We start from the raw sequence: 24,658 nt of genomic DNA, 5'->3' as shown, positions 1-24,658 counted from the left end.
AACGCGCAGTTCTGGAAACGAAATTTCCAGAACTGAGCGGGAAGAACGGTAAAGCGTATGCAATACACGTAGCGAAACTTGGTGGATACTTAGACCGTGGATCGGATCCACCGCCAGGCTGGCAGACGATGTGGAAGGGACTGCAAAAGCTTCGCATGTGGGCAGAGGGTTACGAACTTGGTGCTGAATGAGCGCTGGCCGCTCATTCAGCGACATCCACCGTAGAATGGATTTGATTCTATTATTTCATTGGTAGACTTCTGAGTATAATCCAGTCCTATCGGAGGCCGTCGGAATAATATACTAATTTTGACCAATTATTTATTTTCAGACCTTATTTAGTTAGTTTTAGATTCTGTCACTGAATTATGGGTAAGAGACAGTCGTTTACGACGGGGAGGATGTCACTCATAAATCAAATATCGCTTGAGTGCAAGACTGCAAGCGCCGAACTTTTTCCGCCTCGGGTTCGCCCCGGCGAACCACTCGGCGCAAACACTTCGATGAAAAACGCGGACGGCTTGGCCTTCGGCCTCGCCCTCGGGGAACCGCGCTCGCGCCGCTCGCGCGGATGCTGGTGACAGGCTCGGACTCTCAGTAGAGCAGCCCATCGTCGCCGTCGACCATATATAAACTCCGCGCGGCGATGTTGACCGCGTGGTCGCCGACGCGTTCGATGTCCCGAACCGTCAGCAAGCCACGAGAAGCGGCCGTGCTGGCGGCCTCGCGGCCGCCGGGGACCGCCGCGTCGTCGGTCAGAAGCGACCGAATGATCCGCTCGGTGGTCCGCTCGCAGTCCGCATCGAGCGCGTCGTCGCGGGCGGCGACCGCCCGGCACGCCTCGGGATCGGTCGACTCGTAGGCTTTGATCGATGCTTCGACCATCTCACCGGCCTGCCCGCCGAGGGCCGCGATATCGACGGCGGGATGAATTCCCTGGTGTCCAGGGCGGGTGTGGGCGGCGAGGTTCGTGGCGAGATCACCGATTCGTTCGAGAGCAGTGAGGATCTTGAACGAGGCCGTAACGAGCCGCAGGTCGCCCGCAACCGGTTGTTGGAGCGCGATCAGATCGGTACACTGGGCTTCGAGTTCGAGATACCGCTCGTTGATCTCATCGTCTCCGGAGACCACCGACTCGGCGAGCCAGCGGTCGCCGGTCGCGGCGGCTCTACAGGCGTTGTCGTAGCGGTCGACGACCAGTTCGCCCAGGAGGACGATTTCGGTGGTGAGCCAGGTCAGTTGCTCGGTGTACTCGCTGCGGGACATCTACCCGCAGACACCCGTACTAGGGTGTTCGAGACGCATTGAGAGCACGTCGAGACCGGTCGACGACCGTCCTGTGTTGTTAGCGACGCTGGGGTGGCCAGTGGCACTACTCGCCAAGCCCCCCGTGATGAGTGAGTCGGACTGTTGGGTTTCCATACGTGATCTCTGTGGTGAGGATGAGCGCTCGCCGCGACGTTCGGCAGTCAATACGAACGGGCACCTGTTCGTCGAGAATCACTACCGCAAGGCCCACTAAAGGGGCTGCTAAGTGGACTACTGTGGTGTATGGAGTCGACAATAGGTTCGATGGTCTGAGTCCACGTAAAATATAAATAAAATATATAGTTCTATATTGTTCTTGTGAGGGTATATACTACTCATAGCATCGTATTTTAGTTCCGTATCCAAACAGTGGAGTGATGGCAGGAAAGGACCACAGCCGTTCTCTCGGTTCAGTATCACGACGTAAGTTCCTTGTCGGCGCTGGCTCGGTCGGTGCCGTTGGTATCGCCGGATGTACCAGCACCGGCTCCGACGACGACGATGGGGTCGAGGAAGTCATCGTCACTGGCTCGAGTACAGTCTACCCCATCTCCGACGAGATGGCCGAGCGGTATATGGATGAAAACGATGGCGTCAGCGTTTCGGCCGACTCGACCGGCAGCGGTGGCGGCTTCGCCAACGACTTCTGCCCCGGCGATTCGGACATCAACGGTGCCTCCCGTCCGATTCAGGACGAAGAGATCGAAGACTGTGACGGAAACGATATCGAACCCGTCGAGTTCGAGATCGCGGGTGACGCGGTCGTGATGGCGGTTAGCCCCGACAACGACTGGGTCGACAGCATGACGTTCGACGAGCTGGCCCAGATCTGGACCGGCGACGACGACCGCGCCGAGACGTGGGCCGACGTCAACTCCGAGTGGCCCGACGAGGAGTTCGAACTGTTCGGCCCCGACGACACTTCGGGAACGTTCGACTGGTTCACCGAGAACGTCATCGGCGAATCTGGAAACCACCGCGGCGACTACGAGCCGACCGAAGACGACAACACGATTGTCACGGGAATCTCGAACAACGAGTATTCGATCGGTTACTTCGGCTATGCGTACTACCAGGAAAACGAAGACGACCTCAAGGCGCTCGCGATCGCCGAAAGCGAGGATGACGAGCCTACTGAACCGAGCCTGGAGGCCGCCTCTGAGGGCAGCTACCCGATGGCCCGGCCGCTGTTCATTTACGCGAGCGCAGACTCGTTGTCGGAGAAAGAACAGGTGTACAACTTCACCGAGTACTACCTCGAAAACTCCAGTGCGGACTTCATTGCCGATGAGATCGGCTACGTTCAGTCGAATCAAGAACAAGTCGACGACAACCTCTCAGAGCTCGAAGAGTACGCCTAATCGGCTTGCGTCCGTTGTGAACCCCGCTGTCGAATCACGAATGAATTAAGCCTACCACACAGAATCTATGAATCACCAATGAATGGCGAATCAGCGTTGACGCGCGGGGCGACCGACCGCGATGTCAAAGAAAAGCTGGTCGGTGTGTTGTTGTTTTCTTGTGCCGCACTGACCATATTTGTGACCGCAAGCATTCTGTTTACGCTTGCCTACGACACGATCACGTTCTTCGGGTTCGAAGAAACGTCGGTCGTCGGGTTTCTAACAGAACTCGAATGGGAACCGAGAAGCGGGATGTACGGCGTCTGGCCGCTGGTGAGTTCGACGCTGATCGTCACCGTCGTCTCCGCACTGGTGGCGATCCCAATCGGGACGGCGGCGGCAGTCTACCTCTCGGAGTACGCCAGCCCGAAGATGCGCTCGGTGATCAAACCCGCCCTCGAAATCCTCGCGGGCATCCCGACGGTCGTCTACGGCTATCTCGCCTTGGTGTACCTGACGCCGTGGCTTCGTGATCTGGGCCTCCCGCTCGGGAGCTTTAATCTCCTCAGTGCGTCGATCATGGTCGGCATCCTCATCGTCCCGATGGTCTCGTCGCTCTCCGAAGACGCGATGAGCGCGGTGCCCGACTCGCTCCGACAGGCGGGCTACGGACTCGGTGCGACCAAGTACGAAGTGTCGACGCGGATCGTCATTCCGGCGGCCGTCTCGGGGGTTTTTTCGTCGTACATTCTCGCGCTTTCGCGAGCGATCGGCGAGACGATGATCGTCGTCATGGCCGGTGGGCTTCAGACGAATCTGTTTGATCCGGCCAATCCGTTCGGGAGTTTGACCGAGTCGGGCCGGACGATGACCGCTGCGATGGTCAACGCCGTCACGAGTGACGCCACCGGTGGCTCACCAGAATACTACAGTATGTTCGCTATCGGCCTGACGCTGTTCGCAATCACGTTTCTGATGAATCTCGCAAGCAACCGCATCGCTGCCCGCTACCGTGAGGTGTACCAATGAACGACCAACACGTTCGACAGCACAGTGAGGTGAGCCGATAATGGCCAGCGAAACACCGGCCACAGAGACGTGGTTTGGCTCCTCGGAGATGGTCGGTCGACTCCGCGGCCGGGTTTTTAAATGGACCTGTCTCGGGGCGACCGTGGTCACGCTGGCGCTGATGCTCGTCTTCCTGCTGTACGTCGCCAACGACGCGTTCAACCCGCTGTCGGCCGATCCGGGATGGCTCGCAACGATGGGTCTGACCGTCGTCGCCCCTATTGTCCTGCTGGCGGGCTACTACTATCGACGGGATCGGTCGGCCGGACAGGTCGCCTACACGGCGCTCGGGCTGCCCGTGCTCGTCGGGCTTGTCTCCGGCGGTCTCTGGCTGCTGTTTAGCCATATCGTCTCGCCACGCGAGTGGTTCGTTCTGACCGTCTCTATTGTCGTTGCGGCTGGCATCGTTGCGGCCCACTCGCGGCTGCGACATGACGCCGCCATCGAACGAGCCGCTGTCTCTGTTCTCGTACCACTGCTCGTAGTCGTCGGAGTGCCGTCGGTTGTCCCAAGCCTCGGGGACCTCCTGTTCATGCTGCCGGTGTTACCGAACGATCTGATTTCGCTGATTGCCGCGTTCGTCCTGCCAATCGCGGCGGTCGTCGGGTGGCGCGTTCGAGCCGTCCGAGAGGCCGACCGTGACGGTGCGATCGCCGCGGGAATCACCGCCGTCGGTGGCCTCGCCGGGTTGGGTGTCGGCCCACTGGTCGGGATCGATCCGACAGCCTGGTTCGTCTTCATCACGCCAATCGTCGGCGCGCTCGTCGTCTACGTCGACCACGTCGCCCGAAACGACAAGGGCCTCTCGGGGCTCGCCTTCCCCGTGGTCGTCGTCGCCGGTATTTTCGTCGGGCTGACTGCGGCCGACCTGCTCGGCTTCGCTGGCCCCGATGCGTGGCTCAACATGCAGTTCCTGACGAGCCCGCACAGCACCGACCCGTACGAAGCCGGGATCTATCCGACGCTCGTCGGTTCGGTGTTGATCCTCATCGTGATCGTGCTATCAGCGTTCCCGGTGGGAATCGGTGCGGCCATGTATCTCGAGGAGTACGCCAGCACACAGGGTCGCTTCGGAAAAGTCGTCGAGCTGATTCAAGTCAACATCGCTAACCTCGCCGGCGTTCCGTCGATCGTCTACGGTGTGCTCGGGTTGGCGATCTTTATCAACCTCATCGGGATGGGCCGCGGGACCGCTGTCGTTGCTGGCTTTACGGTCGGCCTGTTGATCCTCCCAATCGTCATCATCTCGACCCAGGAGGCGATTCGGGCGGTGCCCGACTCGCGTCGACAGGCCTCCTATGCGATGGGCGCGACCAAGTGGCAGACGGTCAGAAACGTCGTGCTACCCGAATCGCTGGCCGGGATCTTCACCGGGACGATCCTCGCGCTCGGTCGGGCAATCGGCGAGACCGCGCCACTGCTGATGATCAGTGTCGCCTCGACCGTTCGCATCTCGCCGGACTCGTTTTTCAGCCGGACCGGGGCGATGCCGAGGCAGATCTTCTCATGGTCCACACAGGTCTCGACCGAGTTCCGCTACGGTGTGCTTGCGGCGGGTGTCGTGACGCTGCTGGTCGTGCTGTTGACGATGAACGCCGCGGCGATCGTGCTGCGAAACCGCTCACAACGAACCTGATACTCATGAACCCTACTGACAGTCCGACGGACCGACCCGCGAGGCGAATCGAAACCGACGGCGGCGTCTCGTCGTCGACCGATGATGCTACCCAAACACAAGCCGAAAACGAGACGGAGAAACTCGTCGACGTGTCGTCGTCGTTCACGGTCTCGGACGATGACGACGAACGGACGCGAGCGGCCGAAACAGCCATCCAAACGCGTGATCTCGACGTGTACTACGGCGACGAGCAGGCACTCCAGTCGGTTTCGATAGAGGTTCCCGAACGCCGCGTGACGGCACTCATTGGCCCCTCGGGCTGTGGCAAATCCACGTTCCTCCGGTGTCTCAACCGGATGAACGATCTCATTGATATCGCACACGTCGACGGTGACGTTCGCTTCGAGGAGAAAAACATCTACGACGACGACGTCGATCCGGTCGCCTTGCGGCGAAAGATCGGCATGGTGTTTCAACAGCCCAACCCCTTCCCGAAAAGCATCTACGACAACGTCGCATTCGGCCTCGAAGTCCAGGACAAAGCAGTCACTGACGAAAAAGTACATCGAGCGCTCGAACGAGCCGCCCTGCTCGAAGAAGTCGAGGGCAGACTCGACGAATCCGGCCTCGAACTCTCGGGCGGCCAACAGCAGCGACTCTGTATCGCTCGGGCGATTGCACCCGATCCAGACGTGATTTTGATGGACGAACCCGCCTCGGCGCTCGACCCCGTGGCGACTTCGAAGATCGAGGACCTGATCGCCGATCTCGCCGAAGAGTACACGGTCATTATCGTTACCCACAACATGCAGCAGGCCGCTCGCATCTCCGACAAAACCGCCGTGTTCCTCACCGGCGGCGAACTCGTCGAGTACGGCGACACCAAGGACATCTTCGAGAACCCCGACAACCAGCGGGTCGAAGACTACATCACCGGCAAATTCGGCTGATCGGTCGACGACGACTGGTGGGTTTTGTGGCTGTGATTTTTGTGAGTGTGGATTTTGGAGACGTATTTATAAGGCTGTTCTCGCTTCCGTGACGGTGAACACGCGACACCGTCTCGTCGACCCCAAGTGATCGACCAGCTGGATGGTCGACTCCTGAGTCGAAACCAATCCGAGAATACGCGAAAATATACCTCTCATAAAACTATATAGTATTGTATATGACACGGTTTATCATACGACAACTATTACAGTAAAACACACATAGATTGGCTCTGAACCCGTTCTGTGGCTTGATACGAGACTATGTTGACACAACTGTAACTACATATATGGGTACCTTTATCACGTATCTCTCGTGATAGTTCAGTATGGAGACGCGGAAAGTCCAAGTGACAGGTGGGTCGACGTACACCGTCTCGATTCCCAAGACGTGGGCCAACGACAACGGGGTGAGCGCCGGAAGCACTGTCGAGTTCTACCCCGAGGGTGACTCGTTGTTCATGACGCCCGCCGGTGGCGACGAACGAACCGAGGGAACGCTCGATATCACCTCGCTGGAGGGGACCGAGTTGATTCGCGCGGTAACGACGATGTACGTCAGCGGCTTCGACATCATCACACTCGAAAGCGGCCGGATCACCAACGACCAGCGCCGGACGATCCGCGAGGCGACCCAGAGTCTCGTTGGCCTCGAAGTCCTCGAAGAGACCAAAACCGAGATCGTGATCCGGGATCTGCTTGACTCCTCGGAGCTTTCGATCCACAACGCCGTCACCCGTATGCGACTCATTGCCTCATCGATGCTCGAAGACGCCCTCCTGGCACTGCGGGAGCTCGACCGCGATCTCGCCGCCGACATCATCCAGCGCGACGACGACGTCGACCGGCTGTGGATGGTCGTCTCGCGGATCTTTCGGGCCACCCTCCGCACCCCGAAGGCCAGCGAGGAGCTCGGACTTCCACGAGAGGTCTGTTTCGACTACCATTCGAGCGCCCGCCAGCTCGAACGGATCGGCGACCACGCGACCAAGATCGCCCATCTCACACTCAACATCGAACGCGAGGTTCCCGAGGAAGTTCTGGATGCCCTCGACGAGCTCCACGCCGAGGTCGTCACCGTCATCGACGGCGGGATGGACGCGCTGTTTACCGACGACAGCGAGGAAGCGACGCGACTCGCAAACGACGTCAGAAAACGGGTTCGAGACGTCGACGCGACCGCTCGCGGTATCGACGAGCTGCTCCGTGAACTCGACCCGGCACGTGCCCAGTTGGTCGGACTCATCGTTGACTCGGTGTCGCGAACCGCCGACTACGGCGGCAACATCGCCGAAACCGCACTCCAGAAGGCCGCGCCGACCCCATAGCGGTCGTCGACCTTGACGAGATCTATCTCGACGAGCCGTTCGAGTCCTGATCGGCATCGGCCAGCCTATGTAGAAGTGTCACTGCGGGCGCTTTCGTCAGCGGCTCGTTGCCGTTGCCGCACTGCGGGGATTGGACGCAGGCCGGACAGCCGTCAGCGCAGTCGCAGTCCGAAATGAGGTCGGCCGTCCGCGTCATGAGTTCGTCGACGATCGAAAAGCCCGCCTCGGTGAGGCCGACGCCGCCGGGGTAGCCGTCGTATATAAACACGGTCGCCCGCTCGGTGTGGGGATGGTAGGGCGTCGAAATCCCACCGATATCGCCACGATCGCAAAGCAGCATGAAGGGAAACAGAGAGATCATGCCGTGTTCGGCGGCGTGGATGGCCCCATTAAATTCGTCGTCGGTGTGATCGGCGCGAAGGTCGGCCTCGACCGCGGGTGGAACCGTGAAGTACAGTGCCTTCGTCCGAAGGGTCGTCTCCGGGAGATCGAGGTCCTCCTCGCCGATCGTATCACCCGTCTTGCGGTCTTTTCGCTGGAAGCCGGTGATTCGCTCGGTCATCGTGACATCAGCGAAGTGGACCGTCGACCGCTCGTCGCCTGCGTCGTACGGCAGTGCCTTTTCAGAGAGATCCTCGTTAACGACGATCGATTTGTCCGAGAGGACTTGCGTGTAGTAGTCGGCCCACGACGGCTGGAGTTCGGCCACGTCGCGGTCTAGATCGAGGGTGCTGACCTCGTACGTTTGGCCCTGCTGGTGATAGACGGCTCCGCGGTGGGCGTCACGCAGGGCATCGTCGAAACCAAGGGTGGCGATCACGTCGTTCGAGCGGGCATCGAGCAGGTCGACCTCCCGATCGCCAACGGTCCGCAGGCTCATCTCGTGTTGGGGGCTGCCGTCGCCGCTGTAGGTCCACCGAATCCCCCCGTTCGTCTGGCGGCGTTCGAGTCGACCCTCGCGTTCCAGCTGCGCGACGATATCGGGAAACGCGCCGCCGAAGTGCCGTTCGTCGTCGGTCGACAGCCAGTTTTCGATCGCCGCGCTGGCGACGTGGTCCGGCAGGAGTTCGCGGTTCTCGGGGTCCGAAACGGCGCGTTCGGGGTCGGCCTCGAAAAACTCGTCGGGATGTTTCATCAGGTACTGATCCAACTGGTCCTCGCCGCCGACGAAGGCGACCAGCGCGGGATCGGTGCCGCGGCCCGCCCGCCCGGCCTGCTGGCTGGCCGACATCCGGGTGCCGGGGTAGCCGTCGAGAATGACCGCGTCGAGCCCGCCGACGTCGACGCCGAGTTCGAGGGCGTTCGTGCTCCAGATCCCCCGAAGGTCGCCCGACTGGAGGTCGGCCTCTATCTCCCGACGAGTCCCGTGTTTGAGCGCGGCCTGGTAGGCGCGAACCTTGCCTGCGAGGTCGTTCTCGCCGCGTTCGCGGAGTTCCTGTGCGCTCTCGGTGGCGTACTGCTCGGCGGCTTGTCGAGCACGAGTGAAGGCGAGCGTCTGAGAGCCACGCGAGACGAGGTCGACGAACAGCTGTTTCGACTCCGTGTGGCTCGACCGGCGTCGACCCGAGCCCCGTGACTGCCAGCCGTCGTCGTACTCGGGTGGGTTCCACAGCAGCCAGTGGCGTGGCCCGCGGGCACTGGCGTCGTCGTCGACCAGCCGGTACGAGGATTCCTCGCGGCCGGTGATCCTGGAGGCGTGTTCGATTGGGTTCCCAATCGTCGCCGAACAGCAGACGAACTGCGGATCGGCGTCGTAGCGCTCACAAATGCGGTTAAGCCGACGAAGGACGAGCGCGACCTGGGTGCCGAAGACGCCGCGGTAGCTGTGGACTTCGTCGATCACGACAAGTTCGAGCGACTTGAAAAACCAGTCCCAGAGCCGGTCGGCATAGGGCAACAGCGCGTAGTGGAGCATATCGGGGTTCGAAAGCAGGACCGTCGGCATCCGGTCGCGAACAGCCCGTTTTTCGGTTTTCGAGAGCCGACCGGTGTACTGGTCGACCGAGACGCGACTCCCGAAGCCAAGGGCGTGAGAAAGATCCGTGAGCGATTCCTGCTGGTCGGCGATGAGAGCGTTTTGGGGGCCGAGGTAGAGAGTACGGCCACCGTGATCCATCGCTCGCTCGAACGCCGGGACGGTGTAGGCCAGGCTCTTGCCGCTGGCAGTCTCGGTGGCGACAACGACGTTCTCGCCATCGCGGATCGCTTCGATAGCCTCGGCCTGGTGTTTATAAAGGGAGTCGACACCGCGGTCGGCGAGCGCCGATTCGAGCCGCGGTTCGAGCGGGATGTCGGTGGTCGTAGAGTCGCGGGGCGGGAGGGTGCGGTGGGCAGCGATCTGGCCGTCGTAATAGGGGCGAGCCCGAAGCCAGTCGACCAACTCGTTCACAGTCTGTCTCGGCGGGCTGGAACCATACCGATTGTGGTCGGTTCACCAGTTAGATCGTGAGACAGCAGTCTCACTCGTGGCGCAAGGCGTCGATAGGGTCGACACGAGCCGCGCGCCACGCCGGATACAGCCCAGCGACGACACCGACGACGATGCCGACGATGACCGCCAGCGCCATCCAGCCCGGAGCCAGCGCGAAGGTCACTTCGGCGTATCGCGTTGCCCCGAACCCCACGAGGATACCCAGCGGAACACCGAGAATCGAGCCAAGCGTGCCGAGCAGCGCGGCCTCGACGAGGAACACCCCCATCACGTCGCGGTTCCGCGCGCCGACGGCTTTCATAATCCCGATCTCACGGGTCCGTTCGGTGACGCTAACCAGCATCACGTTGGCGATGCCGATGGCCCCGACGACCAGCGAGATAACGCCGATCCCGGTCACGAAGCGGGTGATCTGCTCGATTACGTCGCTAATCGAGTCGACGAAGTCGCTGCCCGACTGGGCGACCAACTCAGTGTCGTCTGCCGACAGCTGGCGGGCATCCGAGTCCCCCGAGAGGTAGGCCTCGATGGCGGTCTTCGTCCCGGGGATCTCGCGAGGATCGGCGACGACGGTCACCTGCGGATAGGCTTGCTGTCGTACCCCCGTGTTTGGACTCTCGACGACCGACTCGTAGAAGGGATCGACGGGGGCGTAGATCTGCGGCTGGCGGGCGAAGTCGTTGACCGGGAGTTCGCCGCGCGTCCCGTCGACGATGCCGACGACGGTGACGGTTCGCTCCTCGCCGTCGGCCAGAACCATCGTCAGCGTCGACCCCGCAGTGAAGTTCTCCGAAAAGGAGTCGGCCATTCGCTCGTTGACGACGACCTCGTTTTCGCCGGAGTCGAACGCGCGGCCCGAAACGAGCGAGTCGTCGGTGATGCTGGCGGGCGTCGTCGCCGTCACCTGCTGGCTGGCGAGAGTGTCGTTGCCCTGCCTCACTGATTCGACCTGTATAATGCCTCGGGGAAGCACCGCGTCGACGCCGTCGATCTCCCGAAGTCTGTCGATGTCGTGTTCGGTGATGATCGGCTGGAGTGCCTGGTCGAAGCCCTGCTCGCCCTCAGGGGTCCCGAAAACGTAGATGTTGCCCGCGCTGCTGTCGCTGATATCGCCGACGATCTCGGCTTGGACGCTGGCCCCAAAGGTAGCGAAGGTGATCACCGAGGCGATGCCGATGACGATGCCGAGCACCGTCAGCGCCGACCGGAGTTTGTGGGCCCGGACCGACCGGACGGCGATTCGAACCCCCTCGCGGCCGTCCATCAGTCGACCGCCTCCGCGTTATCTGCCGCGCTGTCGTCCGTTCCCCCGCTCGCCTCCGTCAGGTCCTCGATCGACTGAATCCGGCCGTCTCGGATGTGGACGATCCGGTCGGCACGGGTGGCGACGTGGCGTTCGTGGGTCACCACGAGCAGCGTATTACCAGCGGCGTGCAGCTCGTCGAACAGATCCAAGATTCGCCCGCCGGTGTCGGTGTCGACGTTGCCAGTCGGCTCGTCGGCGAGGATGAGCGCGGGGTCGGGAGCCAGCGCACGGGCGATGGCGACCCGCTGGCGTTGGCCACCGCTGAGTTCCGAGGGGAGGTGATCGGTGCGGTCGGCCAGTCCGACCTCGGCGAGCAACTCGTGGGCGCGCTCGCGGCGGGGTTCGGGCTTCCAGCCGTCGAACACGAGCGGGAGAGCGACGTTCTCGACGGCGGTGAGCCGCGGCATGAGGTTGAACGTCTGAAAAACGAAGCCGATCTCCGTCCCTCGGATCGCGGCGCGGTCGTTCTCGCTGGCCGCCGACACGTCCCGGCCGTCGAGCGTAACGTGGCCCTCAGAGGGCGTATCGAGGCCGCCAATGAGATTCATGAGTGTGCTCTTACCGGAGCCACTGGGACCCATGATCGCGGTGTAAGAGCCCCGTGGGAGTTCGAGGCTCACGTCATCGAGGGCCGTGACCGTGTTGCCGACGGTGTACTGTTTGCTGACGCCGTCGACGACAACTGTTGCATCAGTGTCCTCAGTTGGGTGGGGGCGGTCGGTCTCGCTCACAGCGCTTGTTGGGTGGCCCGAACTATGAACGTTCGCCGCCGCGTCGTGGGCTGCGTCGACTGTCAGCGGCTAATTCAGTCTCCCCTGAGTAATGTACTTACGCTGCAAGCACAATAGTTTGATAATGAGAGTATCCGACTCGAATCGTGGCGTCGCCGTCATCGTGGCGGTCGTTGTACTCGGGCTGGTGGCTGCTGGCGCGGCGGTCGGGCTACCGGCGGTCGCCGAACTCCAGGATCCATCCGGCGACGAGGTCCTCGACAACGTCGAAGAGCGGTACGAGAACGCCGAAACCGTGACCGGAACCGCAGACGTGACTGTTTCCAACGACAGCGAGACCACGGAGGCGACCGTCGACTTCGCGTTCGCCGAGTCCGATAAGTTTAGGTTCGTCGTCGAGGCCGAGGACTCGACCTACGAGACCGGCTCGGACGGTGAGGTCCTCTGGGCTGTCGGCGAGGACACGGCCTTCGCACGCGAGATTCCATCGGATAAAGAACACGAGGAGTACGCGTCGGACATGGAACACGAGGAGTACGAGCACCCGGGCGAGTTCGCACCGGATGAAGACGTCGAGGCCGAACTCGTCGAGACCACCGACATCGACGGCGAGGAGGCATACATCATCGAACTGACGCCGACTGACGACGCCGACGAGAAGTACGAGGACGTCGAGTCGACGCTCTGGGTGTCGACCGACGACTACCGCGTGCTCCAGATGAGCGTCACCGACGGTGACACAGAGACGACCGTCGAGGTGACCGACCAAGCGTTCGACGAGAGCATCCACGACAGTACATTCGAGCCGCCAGAGGATCGCGTCGAGGTGACCGAAACCGAGACGTTCGACGAGTTCGATGAGCTCGAGGAGTCAACCGACCTCGACGTGCCGGAGTACGACGACGGTGAGTTCGAAGAAGCCAGCTCGTACAGCAGTGCCGACGGCGAGGCCGTCGTTCAAGCGTACTCGGCTGATGACCAAACAGTGAGTATCATCACCGCAACCGGTGCATCGAACTATCTCGATGATATGGAGGACGGAACGACCGTGACCGTCGACGACGAGGAGGCGACCGCCGTCGAACGTGAGGACGAAACCACCGTCTTCTGGACCAACGACGAGACGACGACCGGTGTGATCGTCGAGGGTGACGTCGACGAGGCCGTCGAAATCGCCGAAGAGATTCGATAGCAACCGCGACGACCGTTTTTATATGCGCTCTGTGGTCGACCGTGGCTGAAACCAACTGGAGCGTAGCCCCACAGACTGCTCAGTGCCAGTGGATCGACTCGTTTTTTGCGGCCTCGGCCGCCTCCGAGAGCGTTTCGGGAAACGTCGGATGGGCGTGCATCGTCGAGGCCAGATCGTCGAGCGAGCAGTTCATCTCGAGTGCGAGGGTGGCCTCGGCGATCGTATCAGAGGCTCGCGCGCCGACGATACGGACGCCCAGTAGCCGCTCGTCGGCGTCGGCGATGACTTTGAGATAGCCCGCCGTCTTGTCGGTCGTGAGTGCCCGACCCGACGTGTGCATCGGCACCCGGCCGACCAGTACGTTGTCGTACTGCTCTGTGGCTTCGGCTTCGGAGAGGCCGACCACCGCCACCTCGGGATCGGTGTACATGACCGTCGGCATGCAGTTGGTGTCGATGCTCGCCGCCTCGCCGGCAGCCACCGCGGCGGCGACCTTGCCGTCCCGGTAGGCGATGTGGGCCAGATACGGCGGGCCAGCAGCGTCGCCAATGGCAAGAATATGCTCGTCGGTCGTTCGGAGCTGATCGTCGACCGCCATAAAGCCGTTGTCGGTGAGTTCGACGGTCGTGTTCTCCAACACCAGCTCGTCGTACGCCGAGTTCGGCTCCCGACCGGCAGCGACGACGATGTAGTCACCCGACAGCCGGAGCTCGTCACCGCCTTTCTCGGCGACCAGAACGGGAGTTCCCTCGTCATCGTACTCGACGCCCTGAGCCAGCGTCGACGTGTAGATGTCGTCGCTGTACATCTCGCTGGTTTCTTGGATCGAGTCGACGATCTCTTGTTCGAACTCGCTGAGCACCCGGTCGAGCGCCTCGACGATCTTGACGCGTGCGCCGAACTTGGTGAACTTCGTTACGGCCTCCATCCCGATGTAGCCGCCGCCTACAACGACGATCTCGTCGGGCACGTCGTCTACCTGGAGGATCTCCCGTGAGGAGATAACGCCCTCGCGGTCGTATTCGAGACCGGGGATTTCGATCGGTCTAGAGCCGGTGGCGATGATCGCCGTCTCGAAGTCGACTGTTTGGGTGCCGCCTTCGGCCGCAACGTGGAGCGTGGTGGAGTCGGCGAAGCTGGCGGTGCCCTCGATCAGGTCGACGCCGTAATGATCCAGGCTGTCGAGTACCTGGCCATCGAGCCGCTCGATAACCGAATCCTTCCACTCCTGGATCGCTTGGAAGTCGACGTCGACGGGACCGGTCTCGATGCCGAGGCTGTTCCAGTGGTCGATATCCTTCTGGAAGCCCGCGGCGTGGATCAACGCCTTGGCGGGAATGCAGCCGTGGTTGAGACAGACACCGCCAACGGTCTCGCGCTCGACGAGGACGACGTTGAGCCCTTTCTGTGCGCCACGAATGGCCGCCGTGTAGCCACCTGGACCACCTCCGATGACCGCGAGGTCCGTGTCTTGGGACATACGCCGAATTGGGTGCGTGTCCTCATAGTGTTTCCTCGGTTCGACTGTCTACTGCGGCCGGGAGATCCGTACGCACAGCCCGCCGATCCGACTCGAACCGACCCTTGCTTTGCTTACGCAGCCGTATAGGCGGGTATGGACACGACCGTCGACCGGCTACTGCAAACTCGGCTCAGTCCGGAAACGTGGGGCAGCTCGGAGACACAACACTGTCCGGAGCCACAGGACAGTTCAGAGACGCGAAAACGTTCGGAGCCGCAGGACAGTTCGGAGACAGAGCACACGCATGCGACGGTCGGTGAGCGCCAGTGAGCAGCGAGATCGAGGCGTACGACGCCAACGCCGTCGTTGCGCTCGCAGATCGGGCGTACGAGCCTGCGGGCGACGAGTACACCCGCGCTGGCTGGCAGACGCTCATCGCACCACACGACGGGCGGAGTGGGTTCGAGCCGGATGAAAAGGGATGGGTCGGCCGCGGACTGGCCGCGCTTGCCGTCGCGGCCGTCGCCTACCGGGTCGCGGGGCGGGCCGACCGCGGGACACACCGCGCCGTCGAGGGCGTCGCAGTCGCACGGGATCTGACCAACGTGCTCACCGAACCGGTCCAGCAGGCGTGTCTGGCGGAGTTCGTCGCCGACTTCCAGGTTGTCGGTGGGTTGAGCGGGGCCCGAGAGGCGTACGACGAGGCGGCCGAGGCGTATGTGGCGGCTGGTGACGGTATCGATTCGCCGCAGTACTGGGCCACGACGCCGCTGTTCCAAGCCGCGGCCGCACCGATCAAACAGGTCGCCCGGTCGAACGCAAACGGGGAGATCGCCGTCAAGTGGGAAGATCTGCACGGCAGCGATCCCGCCCAACCGGGAGCATTTCTCGCACACCGGGTGCGGTACAAAAAGCAACGGTTCCCGATGTTCGTTGAGCAACTGGTCGACAGCGGGTATCTGGCGGCACCGAGGGGGACGACCGCGTACAACAGCGAACAGTACCAGTGTCCGAACTGCGAATCGAGCGACGTGAACTGGACCGCCAACAGCGTTCTCTGCCTGCGGTGTTCGACGCCGATGGAGCAGTAGCCGACCCGCGGTTTTCCAACCGATCTCAGTCGGCTGCTATCCGGGTATCGCGTCGCTTCGAAGCGATATTATGGGTTGCATCCGACCGATCGGTATGGATCCTGTGAGTCTGGCCGTCCCGATTCTGTTCGCCATCGGGGTCGGTGCGGGCATCGTGGCGACGCTGGGTATGGACCTCGTCATGGCACGGCTTCCCGAGGGGGAGACCCCGATGTACATCGCCGCTGGGGTGTTGACCGACCGACCGCCGGGTGAGGCCCCCGGTCGGCTGGCGGCGGTCGTCCACTACGTCGCTGGCCTGCTGACCGGCCCGCTTTTCGTCTGGCTGTTGTTGGCGAGCGAGGGACTGCTTGGCGGCCGTTCGCTCGTCTCGACGCTCGCAGCGACCGTCGTCCTGCTGGTCCTGATGGTGGGCTTTTTCCTGATCGTCGTTCTCCCGCGGTCGCGGGTCGAGCGCCGTCGACTCGGGGCGATCCGCCGGGACTGGACGCTGGCCGCGGCTGCCTATCTCGCCGTGTTAGTCCCGGTTGTCACTGTCGGCTCCCGGCTAGTGTAATCTGTCACCGGTATTTCACACCGACAATCTGCCCCGAACAGAGCTTGCGGTCTGCGAGTTGCGAAAATTTCGACCCCGTCAGTGCCGACCGTAATCGATTTTGGATAGCGATCTGATGGCTGCGGGCTTCGGGTCAGTGTCCGATTACCCGAGGCCACGAACGCGGCTACAGCATTACTCCAGTTGGTGGTAATCGAGCTCGTAGCCCTTGTCGAGGGCGTCCTGGACGGCCTCGCTGGGTGTGCCGACTGGCTCGGTTTCCAGGCGCATCCCGCCGATATCCGAACCCATCGCGTAGATGTTGCGCAGCCAGTCGGGGTCGGTCTCGGGATAGTCCGTCCGGAAGTGGGCCCCGCGGGACTCGGTTCGGTCGACCGCCCCACGGAGCACTGCCTCGGCGGCCGTGAGCATGAAGCCGAGATCGATCGCGAACTCGAACGACTCGCTGGTGAGCGCTCCGACGTCCATGTCGGCGGTTTTGGCACGCACTTCGGCGAGTGTGTCGATCCCGGCCGCCAGCGAGGTCGCCTCGCGGAGGATGCCGGCGTGATCCCACATCAGCGTCTGCAGCTCGCCGACGACTTCCGCAACGTCGTAGGTGCCGTCGCTCGACGCCATCGCGGCGAGATCGGCGAAATGTGGTTCGGCGACCTCATCGACGAGTTCGTCGGCCACCGACCCCGGCCCGTCGACCCGGTCGGCGACCCGGTTGCCCGTGACGACGCCGAAAGCGACCGTCTCGGCCAGCGAGTTCCCCCCGAGGCGGTTGGCCCCGTGGACACCGGCCATCGTCTCGCCGATAGCGAACAGGCCGTCGACGTCGGTTTCGCCGTAGTCGTCCACGGCGACTCCACCCATTCCGTAATGGGAGGTTGGGGCGACTTCGACCGGTTCGGCCGCCATGTCGACGCCGAGGTCGGCGAACCGTTCGTACATCCGGGGCAGTCGTTCTTTGATGAACTCGGCATCGCGGTGGGAGATGTCGAGATAGACGCCGCCGTTGTCGGTGCCACGACCCTCAGCGACCTCCTTGGCGATAGCACGGGCGACCACGTCGCGGGCGTCGAGCTCCATCTGGTCTGGCGAGTAACGCTCCATGAACCGCTCGCCCTCGTCGTTGAACAGTCGCCCGCCCTCGCCGCGGACGGCCTCGGTGACGAGCCGACCGCTCCACGGCTTCCAGTCGGGGTCGCTCTCGTCGACGGCCATTCCGGTCGGATGGAACTGGACGAACTCCATGTCCATCAGCGAGGCTCCGGCCTCGTACGCCAGCGCCGGGCCGTCACCATTGTTTTCATCGTCACGAGATGTGTGGCGGTTGTAAATCGCGGCGTAGCCGCCCGCGGCGAGGATCACGCTCCCGGCGTTGAACAGCAGGAACCGACCGCTCTCCATGTCGAAGCCGATCGCGCCCGAAACCTCCGAGCCGTCCGAGAGGAGCTTCGTGATCATCACGTTCTCCCGGTAGGGGATCTCCAGCTCCTGGGCACGGTCGACGAGCGTATCGAGCAACGACTCGCCGGTGTGATCGCCAGCGAAGGCGGTTCGACGGAACGACTGGGCCCCGAAGTAGCGTTGATCGATCTCTCCGGTTTCCGTTCGGGAGTACGCCATTCCCCAGTCGTCGAGTTGGCGGAGTCGGTCGGGCATCTGTTTGGCGACCGTCTCGACCTTCTCGGGGTCGTTGAGGAAGTGGCCCTCGTTGAGCGTGTCGGCAGCGTGGACCTCCCAGCTGTCCTCGGGGTCGTGGGTTCCAAGCGCGCCGTTGATTCCCCCGCGTGCCCACGTTGTGTGGGCGTCACCATGATTGCGCTTGCCGATCACGAGGACGTCGTCGACGCCCTGTTCGGCGAGCGTGATTGCGCTCTGGGCCCCCGCAGCCCCAGCGCCAATGACCAGCACTGAAACGTCAATCTGATCGTACGTTATCGAACGGGCAGCCGCTACAGCCTCCTGTTCGTCCATACAACTGGTAGGGATTCGAGACTTATGAGCCCTGCGCGCGCGTACGCGTAATGCACCAAAATTCTCATCAATAGGTGCGGGCGTACCGAAATATCTCTGTCTGTCACGTTCGGCTGGTTACCGAAGCCAGAACACAGCAGAGAACACCCTTACTAGTATGGTGAGTTGTTTATTGCTGATTGTTGTCTAACTAGTTATGCATGATTGCAACACCAGGTAGCGAACAACTGTGGCTATGGCTCGGGACGGTAGGTATGTTCCTCGGGATGCTGTACTTCATCGCCCGTGGATGGGGCGAGACGGACAGACGCCGACAGGAGTTCTACATCGTGACGATATTCATCACGGCCATCGCGTTCGTGAACTATCTCGCGATGGCTCTCGGCTTCGGGCTGACAGTGATCGAACTTGGTGGCGAGGAGGTACCGATCTACTGGGCACGCTACACCGACTGGCTGTTCACGACGCCGTTGCTGTTGCTCGACCTCGCACTGCTCGCCGGGGCGACCCGCAACCAGATCTACTCGCTCGTCGGTCTCGACGTGCTGATGATCGCCACCGGTGCGATCGCCACGCTGTCGACGACCGCCGTCTTCCTCGGCCCGGTCGGTAACCGCCTCGTCTGGTGGGGCGTCTCCACCGCCCTGCTACTGGTGCTGCTGTACTTCCTGTATGGGGCGCTGGCCGACGAGGCCAAGAAGCTCACCGCCGAGGCCCAGTCGACGTTCAACACGCTCAGAACCCTCATCGTCGTCGTCTGGCTGGTCTACCCGGTGTGGTGGATTCTTGGTACCGAGGGGCTCGGGATACTCAGCCTCTACACCGAGACGGCCGGCTTCATGGTGCTCGACCTCGTCGCGAAGGTCGGCTTCGGTATCATCCTGCTGTCGAGCCGTGAAGTCCTCGATGCCGCCGGTGCAGCCGTCGGCACTACCGCACAGTCCTCCGACTGACCAGCCGATACTTGCGACCGTTGTCGACCACCCGGAACGACCGCCCCGGGTAGCTTTCAACTCATGAATCAGACGAAACAGGGGAAGATGGGCAGCCGGAGTACTGACCGAGAGGGCCGCTGATGATCGGTCCGACGTACTTTCAGTTCCATTTCGCGTTCCTGGTTCCCCTACTCGCAGCCCTCCTGGCGGTAGCGACGGTGACACGGACGCGGACAGACCGACCGACCGTGTGGTCGGTCGGCAAACCCGTCTACTGGAGCGGCGTCCTCGCGATCACACTCATCGCCGTGGTGTACACGACACCGTGGGACAACTACCTCATCGCCCGCGGCGTCTGGGGCTACGGCGAGGGACAGACGTTCGCCCACCTCGGTCTGGCACCCTTCGGCGAGTACGTCTTTTTCATCCTCCAGCCGCTTTTGACCGCGCTGTGGCTCGGTCAGCTAACGCTTCGGTACGGCTGGCCCGAAACGGGACTGCTTGGCTGGGCAGACGGTAGCCGTCGATTCGATCGTGAGCGGCTCCGGCTGCTGCCACGACTCCTCGGCGGTGGACTCGCTGTCGGTATCGGTCTCACGGGCGTCCTGCTGTTCGGGACCGACCGGACGCTCTACCTCGGTGCGATCCTCGCGTGGGCCGCACCCGTCTTCGCCATCCAGTGGGTCGTCGGTCTACCGCAGCTGATCTACCAGCGGCGGACGGTCGCCCTCGGCGTCGCGGTACCGACACTATATTTGTGGGTAATCGACCGGATCGCGTTGGCGACCGGGATCTGGCACATCTCGCCGGTGTATACCACCGGCATCGACCTGTTCGGACTCCCGATCGAAGAGGCGTTGTTCTTCGTCGTCACGAACCTCTTCGTCGTCCAAGGGCTTGTGTTGTTCCGGTGGGTCACCGACCAGTGGACGTAGGCGTCCTGTCGGATCGGCCGCCCTTACTGTTCGAAAAAGGCGTCGACGAGCTTTCGCTCGGCTGCCCGGAGGTGCTGGTGGTAGGTCGCCCGACCGATGTCCATCGACTCAGCGAGGGCCTCGCCGGTGACGGTGCGGTTCTGGTCGTAGAAACCGCCGACGTGGGCCTTCTGGAGCGCTGTTAATTGGCGCTCGGTGAGTCGAGACTTCACCTCGCCGACGAAGGCGCGTCGCGTCGACGGTGGCCGTTCCTGGCGTTGTTGGGCGAGGATTTCCGTCTCCGGATACCGCTCTTGGAGGAGCTCCACGATCGCTCGAACGTCGATCTCCCTTGACAGCTCGAGGTCGAGACGCGCCACGCCGTCGACGACGCTGATCGAATCGATTCGGACAGCTCGTTCGGCGAGCATACCGGGAAGCGACTCGTCGGTGACGACGAACTCGAACAGCGTCTGGCCGTCGTACTCGTACAGAGAGTCGACCGAGACGATCTCGGCGTACTCTGCAGCGGCTTCGAACACCGTATCGGCGGCGGCATTTGATTCGAAAAACAGCAGGACACTGCCGTCGTCGCGGTAGACCGCACCGTTGTACGAAAGCGTTGCGCCCGTTCGCGCCGAGAGGTCGACGAAGAACAGCCCGGTGTCTTCGGTCCGGATCTCGACCCGCGTTACGCTATCGCTGGCGATCAGCCGACCGCGTTCAAGGGCATTGATCGCCGTTGCCGTCGCGCGGCCGATCGCTCCGAGGACGGCCTGTTCGTGTGTGTTGAGTGTTGATACCTCGGTCGTACACACCGACAACACACCGTACGTCGTCTCGCCGTAGACGAGCGGGATGGCGGCGATCCCTACAAGGTCGTCGGTATCGAGCCACGGCGATTCCGCGGCGATAGCCGACAGCACTGTTGGATTGGTGACGACGCATGGTTCGCCCGTCCGGTAGGCTTCGGCGGCTGGCATCGCGTTATCGGCCGTGAGATCGATGTCGAGGTCGACGGTCGGGACGGGCCACTCACCGGCAGAGACTGTCGCCACGAGGCTGTCGATAGCACGATCCGGCACACTGATCCACGCGAGGGCGTACGTCTCGGCGGCTGCGACCTGTTCACAGACGGCCTCCTCTACAGTCGACCGGGACCCCGCCTTGACGAGTTCCTCGGTCACGTTCTGGAGCAGGCCGCCTATCCGAAACAGGAAGTGTTCGAGATCCTCCCGCTCGCGTTCGACCTGCATCTCGGCTTCCACGCGGTCGGTAATATCCATCTGAAACCCGACGAAGTGCGTGAGCTCGCCGTCGGCGTCGTGAACCGGAGCGATGTCGACGCGGTTCCAAAACGGCGAGCCGTCCGCCCGGTAGTTCAGTAGCTCGACGGAGGCCGACTCCCCGGCGTCGACGGCCGCCCGTAGCTCGGCGACAGCTTCGGGCTCGGTCTCATCGCCCTGGAGGAACCGACAGTTCCGGCCGACGGCACGGGCTTTCGAGTAGCCGGTCAGTCGCTCGAACGAGTCGTTGATGTAGATCATCGGTTCGTCGGGGTGGTCGGCGTCGACGATGGTAATGCCGACCGGCGCTTCATCGATGGCCCGCTGTTTCAGTTGGAGGTTGGCTGCGACACCGAGGGCTTCGATGGGCATCCGATCACCCTCGTCTACTCGGCTGGGCGAGAACGCGGCCAGCGCTGCCGACACCCGCTCGTGGAGCCGATCGGCGGCGTCGAGGCTCCCAGTGGGAACGAACTCCGTGACCCCCGCGGCGACGGCATCGCCAGCAACAGTCACGTCGTCGGCACCGACTACGACCGGCAGTTCGGGGTCACGTACACGTACGCATCGCAAAACGTCGACCGCGTCGACACCGTCTCCGTGAATAGCGACGACGCAGTCAGTGTCGGTGAACTGTGATTGAAGCCCGTCACTGTGTCTCATCACTGTCGCAACGAGTTGTGTATCGCGTTCGAGACCGATCAGTAGGTCCTCGGTACCCCCGGCTGTGATCACGAGCACGTGATTCGGTCGCGTTGGCGTCATACGTGGTACACTTATTCCAATAGGTCTGCCGGTAACATAAACGTCGACCCCGAACCATCAGCATCACTGCCTGAGACGGAGGGAGCCACGCCCAGCAATTCAAGCAGTGGCGAACGGACCACAAACACTCTCTTGAATGGCGTTATTGGCGGTATCGCTGGCGTCGTGCTTTCGTTTCTCCCGTTTTCGCCGGTCATCAGCGGTGCAGTAGCCAGCTACCTCGAAGGCGGCGATACCAACGCTGGTGCAAAGGTCGGTACCATTGCGGGGATTGTCGCCTTCATCCCCTTTCTGTTCATTATTGATTCGGAATAATCTCACCATCCACAACCGCATCCAACAACACTTATCCCCGTTTGTCGACTCCCAAAATTCATGAGCGAAATCGCAGTAATCCTGCCGGACGGCACGGAACTCGCCGTTCCGGAGGGATCGACGCTACAGGACGTCGCCTACGAGATCGGACCCGGACTCGGCAAGGACACGGTCGCCGGAAAGATCGAGGGAGAACTCGTCGACAAAGTCACCCCCGTCTCGGATGGCGACCGCATCGAAATCGTCACCGACCAGAGCGACGAGTACCTCGACGTGCTCCGGCACTCGGCGGCCCACGTCTTCGCCCAGGCTCTCCAGCGACTGTACGACGACGCCACACTCACTATCGGCCCGTGGACTGACGAGGGCTTTTATTACGACATCACGGGCGTCGACCTCGACGCCGAGGACCTCCACGAGATCGAAGACGAAATGGCCGAGATCGTCGACGAAGACTACGACATCGAGCGCGTGGTCTACGACCGCGAGGAAGCCATTGCGAAGTACGAGGGCGAAAACGAGTACAAACTCGAAATCCTCGACGACGAGGCCGCCGACTCGGAGGAAATCTCCTTCTACCAGCAGGCCGAGTTCGAAGACCTCTGCCGTGGTCCGCACGTCGAGTCGACGGGCAAAATCGGCGCGTTCAAACTCCTCAACATCTCCTCGTCGTACTGGCGCGGCGACGAGGAAAACGACACCCTCACGCGGGTTCACGGCACGGCCTTCGAAAAGGAGTCCCAACTCGAATCCTTCCTCAATATGCGCGAGGAAGCAAAGGAACGCGACCACCGCAAACTCGGCCAGGAACTCGACCTGTTTTCGATCCCCACCGTGACGGGGCCAGGCCTCCCGCTGTACCACCCCAACGGGAAGGCGATCCTCCGCGAACTCGAAGCCTACGGCGAGTCGATGAACGACGACTACGGCTACGACTACGTCGAGACGCCGCACCTCTTTCGCACTGAGCTCTGGAAGAAATCGGGCCACTACGACAACTACGTCGACGACATGTTCCTCCTTGACGTCAACGACGAGGAGTACGGCCTCAAACCGATGAACTGTCCCGGCCACGCGACCATCTTCAATCAAGCCTCGTGGAGCTACCGCGATCTGCCCGTGCGCTACGCCGAAAACGGGAAGGTCTACCGCAAGGAGCAGCGCGGCGAACTCTCGGGGCTCTCTCGCGTCTGGGCCTTCACCATCGACGACGGCCACCTGTTTTGCACCCCCGAACAGATCGAACGCGAGGTCGACGACATCATGTCGATGATCCTCGAAGTCCTCGACACCTTCGATCTGGACTACGAGGTCCAACTCGCCACTCGCCCCGAGAAATCGGTCGGCAGCGACGAGATCTGGGAGAAAGCCGAACGTCAGCTCGAAGCCGTCCTCGAAAAATCCAACATGGAGTACGACCTCGAAGCGGGTGACGGAGCCTTCTACGGCCCGAAAATCGACTTCGCCTTCTCCGATGCCCTCGGACGCAAATGGGACGGCCCAACCGTTCAACTCGACTTCAATATGCCCGAGCGGTTCGATCTCTCGTACACGGGCGCGGACAACGAGGACCACCGCCCGGTGATGATCCACCGCGCGCTGTACGGCAGCTTCGAGCGCTTTTTCATGGTGCTCATCGAGCACTTCAACGGCAAGTTCCCGCTGTGGCTCGCGCCCGAGCAGGTCCGAATTCTGCCGATCAGCGACGACGAACTGGGCTACGCCCACCGCCTCAAAAACGACCTGGAGGACAACGATTTCCGCGTCGACATCGAGGATCGATCCTGGACGCTCGGCCGCAAGATCCGCGAGGCCCAGACCGACCGGGTGCCCTATATGGTGATCGTCGGCGGTGACGAAGTCGAAGCCGGAACCATCTCCGTGCGGGACCGCAAAGAGCGCGAAGCCCAAGACGTAGAGCCCGACGAGTTCCTCAATCATCTCGTCGACGAGCGGGCCGACAAGCGCGAGGAGCCGGATTTCCTCGACGAATCAGAATAGCTGATTATCCTGTTTTCCGACGGCTGTGAGCGATTTTGTACGAGGGGAACGCAC

20 protein-coding genes and 1 pseudogene are annotated in these 24,658 nt (G+C 62.1%); 14 read left to right on the top strand and 7 right to left on the bottom strand.

All coding sequences use genetic code 11. The features are described 5' to 3' along the window. A pseudogene (locus O2S87_RS00850) lies at positions 1 to 191 on the top strand (IS4 family transposase); the annotation flags it as partial. Between the two features lie 403 nt (positions 192 to 594). Here the strand turns inward: O2S87_RS00850 and phoU are convergent. Next, complete coding sequence (gene phoU, locus O2S87_RS00845; protein ID WP_475406897.1) at positions 595 to 1,266, bottom strand: phosphate signaling complex protein PhoU; 672 nt, start codon at positions 1,264 to 1,266, stop codon at positions 595 to 597. 419 nt (positions 1,267 to 1,685) lie between these two features. Between phoU and O2S87_RS00840 the strand changes: the two genes are divergently transcribed. From O2S87_RS00840 to O2S87_RS00820, 5 genes are all read left to right on the top strand, one after another. Next, on the top strand, positions 1,686 to 2,669 hold the full coding sequence (locus tag O2S87_RS00840; RefSeq protein ID WP_475406896.1) for a PstS family phosphate ABC transporter substrate-binding protein: 984 nt from the start codon (positions 1,686 to 1,688) through the stop codon (positions 2,667 to 2,669). A 78-nt stretch (positions 2,670 to 2,747) separates the two neighbouring features. Next, complete coding sequence (pstC, locus tag O2S87_RS00835; RefSeq protein ID WP_475406895.1) at positions 2,748 to 3,680, top strand: phosphate ABC transporter permease subunit PstC; 933 nt, start codon at positions 2,748 to 2,750, stop codon at positions 3,678 to 3,680. Between the two features lie 40 nt (positions 3,681 to 3,720). Beyond that, a complete protein-coding gene (pstA, locus tag O2S87_RS00830; RefSeq protein ID WP_475406894.1) occupies positions 3,721 to 5,355 on the top strand; it encodes a phosphate ABC transporter permease PstA in 1,635 nt (544 codons plus the stop codon). A 5-nt stretch (positions 5,356 to 5,360) separates the two neighbouring features. Further along, complete coding sequence (gene pstB / locus O2S87_RS00825; RefSeq protein WP_475406893.1) at positions 5,361 to 6,287, top strand: phosphate ABC transporter ATP-binding protein PstB; 927 nt, start codon at positions 5,361 to 5,363, stop codon at positions 6,285 to 6,287. Positions 6,288 to 6,655: 368 nt separating this feature from the next. After that, positions 6,656 to 7,654, top strand: coding sequence for a PhoU domain-containing protein (locus O2S87_RS00820; protein ID WP_475406892.1), 999 nt, complete (start codon positions 6,656 to 6,658; stop codon positions 7,652 to 7,654). Positions 7,655 to 7,676: 22 nt separating this feature from the next. On the opposite strand, the gene O2S87_RS00815 is transcribed toward O2S87_RS00820, so the two are convergent. The 3 genes from O2S87_RS00815 to O2S87_RS00805 all read right to left on the bottom strand — a co-directional run bounded on the left by O2S87_RS00815 (position 7,677) and on the right by O2S87_RS00805 (position 12,122). Beyond that, positions 7,677 to 10,043: a DEAD/DEAH box helicase gene (locus O2S87_RS00815; protein WP_475406891.1), complete on the bottom strand. Its 2,367-nt coding sequence runs from the start codon at positions 10,041 to 10,043 to the stop codon at positions 7,677 to 7,679. A 70-nt stretch (positions 10,044 to 10,113) separates the two neighbouring features. Continuing rightward, complete coding sequence (locus tag O2S87_RS00810; protein ID WP_475406890.1) at positions 10,114 to 11,349, bottom strand: ABC transporter permease; 1,236 nt, start codon at positions 11,347 to 11,349, stop codon at positions 10,114 to 10,116. Further along, entirely contained in the window at positions 11,349 to 12,122 is a 774-nt protein-coding gene (locus tag O2S87_RS00805) for an ABC transporter ATP-binding protein (protein ID WP_475406889.1), read from the bottom strand. Before O2S87_RS00805 ends, O2S87_RS00810 begins: the two co-directional genes overlap by 1 nt. Positions 12,123 to 12,246: 124 nt before the next feature. On the opposite strand from O2S87_RS00805, the gene O2S87_RS00800 reads away from it, so the two are divergent. Further along, a complete protein-coding gene (locus tag O2S87_RS00800) occupies positions 12,247 to 13,314 on the top strand; it encodes a LolA family protein (RefSeq protein ID WP_475406888.1) in 1,068 nt (355 codons plus the stop codon). A gap of 79 nt (positions 13,315 to 13,393) precedes the next feature. Here the strand turns inward: O2S87_RS00800 and lpdA are convergent, their stop codons facing one another. Beyond that, positions 13,394 to 14,794, bottom strand: a complete 1,401-nt coding sequence (gene lpdA, locus O2S87_RS00795; protein WP_475406887.1) for a dihydrolipoyl dehydrogenase — start codon at positions 14,792 to 14,794, stop codon at positions 13,394 to 13,396. A gap of 135 nt (positions 14,795 to 14,929) precedes the next feature. Here lpdA and O2S87_RS00790 point away from each other — a divergent pair, with 135 nt between their 5' ends. From O2S87_RS00790 to O2S87_RS00780, 3 genes are all read left to right on the top strand, one after another. Continuing rightward, entirely contained in the window at positions 14,930 to 15,106 is a 177-nt protein-coding gene (locus tag O2S87_RS00790) for a hypothetical protein (protein WP_475406886.1), read from the top strand. Further along, a complete protein-coding gene (locus O2S87_RS00785; protein ID WP_475406885.1) occupies positions 15,103 to 15,867 on the top strand; it encodes a hypothetical protein in 765 nt (254 codons plus the stop codon). Before O2S87_RS00790 ends, O2S87_RS00785 begins: the two co-directional genes overlap by 4 nt. 94 nt (positions 15,868 to 15,961) lie before the next feature. Then, entirely contained in the window at positions 15,962 to 16,423 is a 462-nt protein-coding gene (locus O2S87_RS00780; protein ID WP_475406884.1) for a hypothetical protein, read from the top strand. A gap of 174 nt (positions 16,424 to 16,597) precedes the next feature. Here O2S87_RS00780 and O2S87_RS00775 read toward each other — a convergent pair whose 3' ends face one another. Continuing rightward, on the bottom strand, positions 16,598 to 18,388 hold the full coding sequence (locus O2S87_RS00775) for an L-aspartate oxidase (protein ID WP_475406883.1): 1,791 nt from the start codon (positions 18,386 to 18,388) through the stop codon (positions 16,598 to 16,600). Positions 18,389 to 18,588: 200 nt separating this feature from the next. Here O2S87_RS00775 and O2S87_RS00770 point away from each other — a divergent pair, with 200 nt between their 5' ends. Together O2S87_RS00770 and O2S87_RS00765 are read left to right on the top strand one after the other, a co-directional pair. Then, complete coding sequence (locus tag O2S87_RS00770; RefSeq protein WP_475406882.1) at positions 18,589 to 19,341, top strand: bacteriorhodopsin; 753 nt, start codon at positions 18,589 to 18,591, stop codon at positions 19,339 to 19,341. Between the two features lie 122 nt (positions 19,342 to 19,463). Next, the gene (locus O2S87_RS00765; protein WP_475406881.1) at positions 19,464 to 20,258 is read left to right on the top strand and encodes a lycopene cyclase domain-containing protein; all 795 of its coding nucleotides are present in this window, start codon (positions 19,464 to 19,466) and stop codon (positions 20,256 to 20,258) included. Positions 20,259 to 20,281: 23 nt separating this feature from the next. Here O2S87_RS00765 and O2S87_RS00760 read toward each other — a convergent pair whose 3' ends face one another. Further along, a complete protein-coding gene (locus O2S87_RS00760) occupies positions 20,282 to 22,288 on the bottom strand; it encodes a bacterio-opsin activator domain-containing protein (RefSeq protein ID WP_475406880.1) in 2,007 nt (668 codons plus the stop codon). 132 nt (positions 22,289 to 22,420) lie between these two features. Here O2S87_RS00760 and O2S87_RS00755 point away from each other — a divergent pair, with 132 nt between their 5' ends. Both O2S87_RS00755 and thrS read left to right on the top strand, forming a co-directional pair. Next, positions 22,421 to 22,603 carry a DUF5518 domain-containing protein gene (locus tag O2S87_RS00755; RefSeq protein ID WP_475406879.1) on the top strand — a complete coding sequence of 61 codons (183 nt, stop codon included), beginning with the start codon at positions 22,421 to 22,423 and terminating at the stop codon, positions 22,601 to 22,603. 60 nt (positions 22,604 to 22,663) lie between these two features. Then, positions 22,664 to 24,604: a threonine--tRNA ligase gene (gene thrS, locus O2S87_RS00750; protein WP_475406878.1), complete on the top strand. Its 1,941-nt coding sequence runs from the start codon at positions 22,664 to 22,666 to the stop codon at positions 24,602 to 24,604. Positions 24,605 to 24,658 lie beyond the last annotated feature (54 nt).

This window comes from Halohasta sp. A2, from assembly GCF_056175805.1.
Note: the sequence above shows the minus strand (reverse complement) of the source record. Positions and strands in the feature narration are given on the sequence as shown.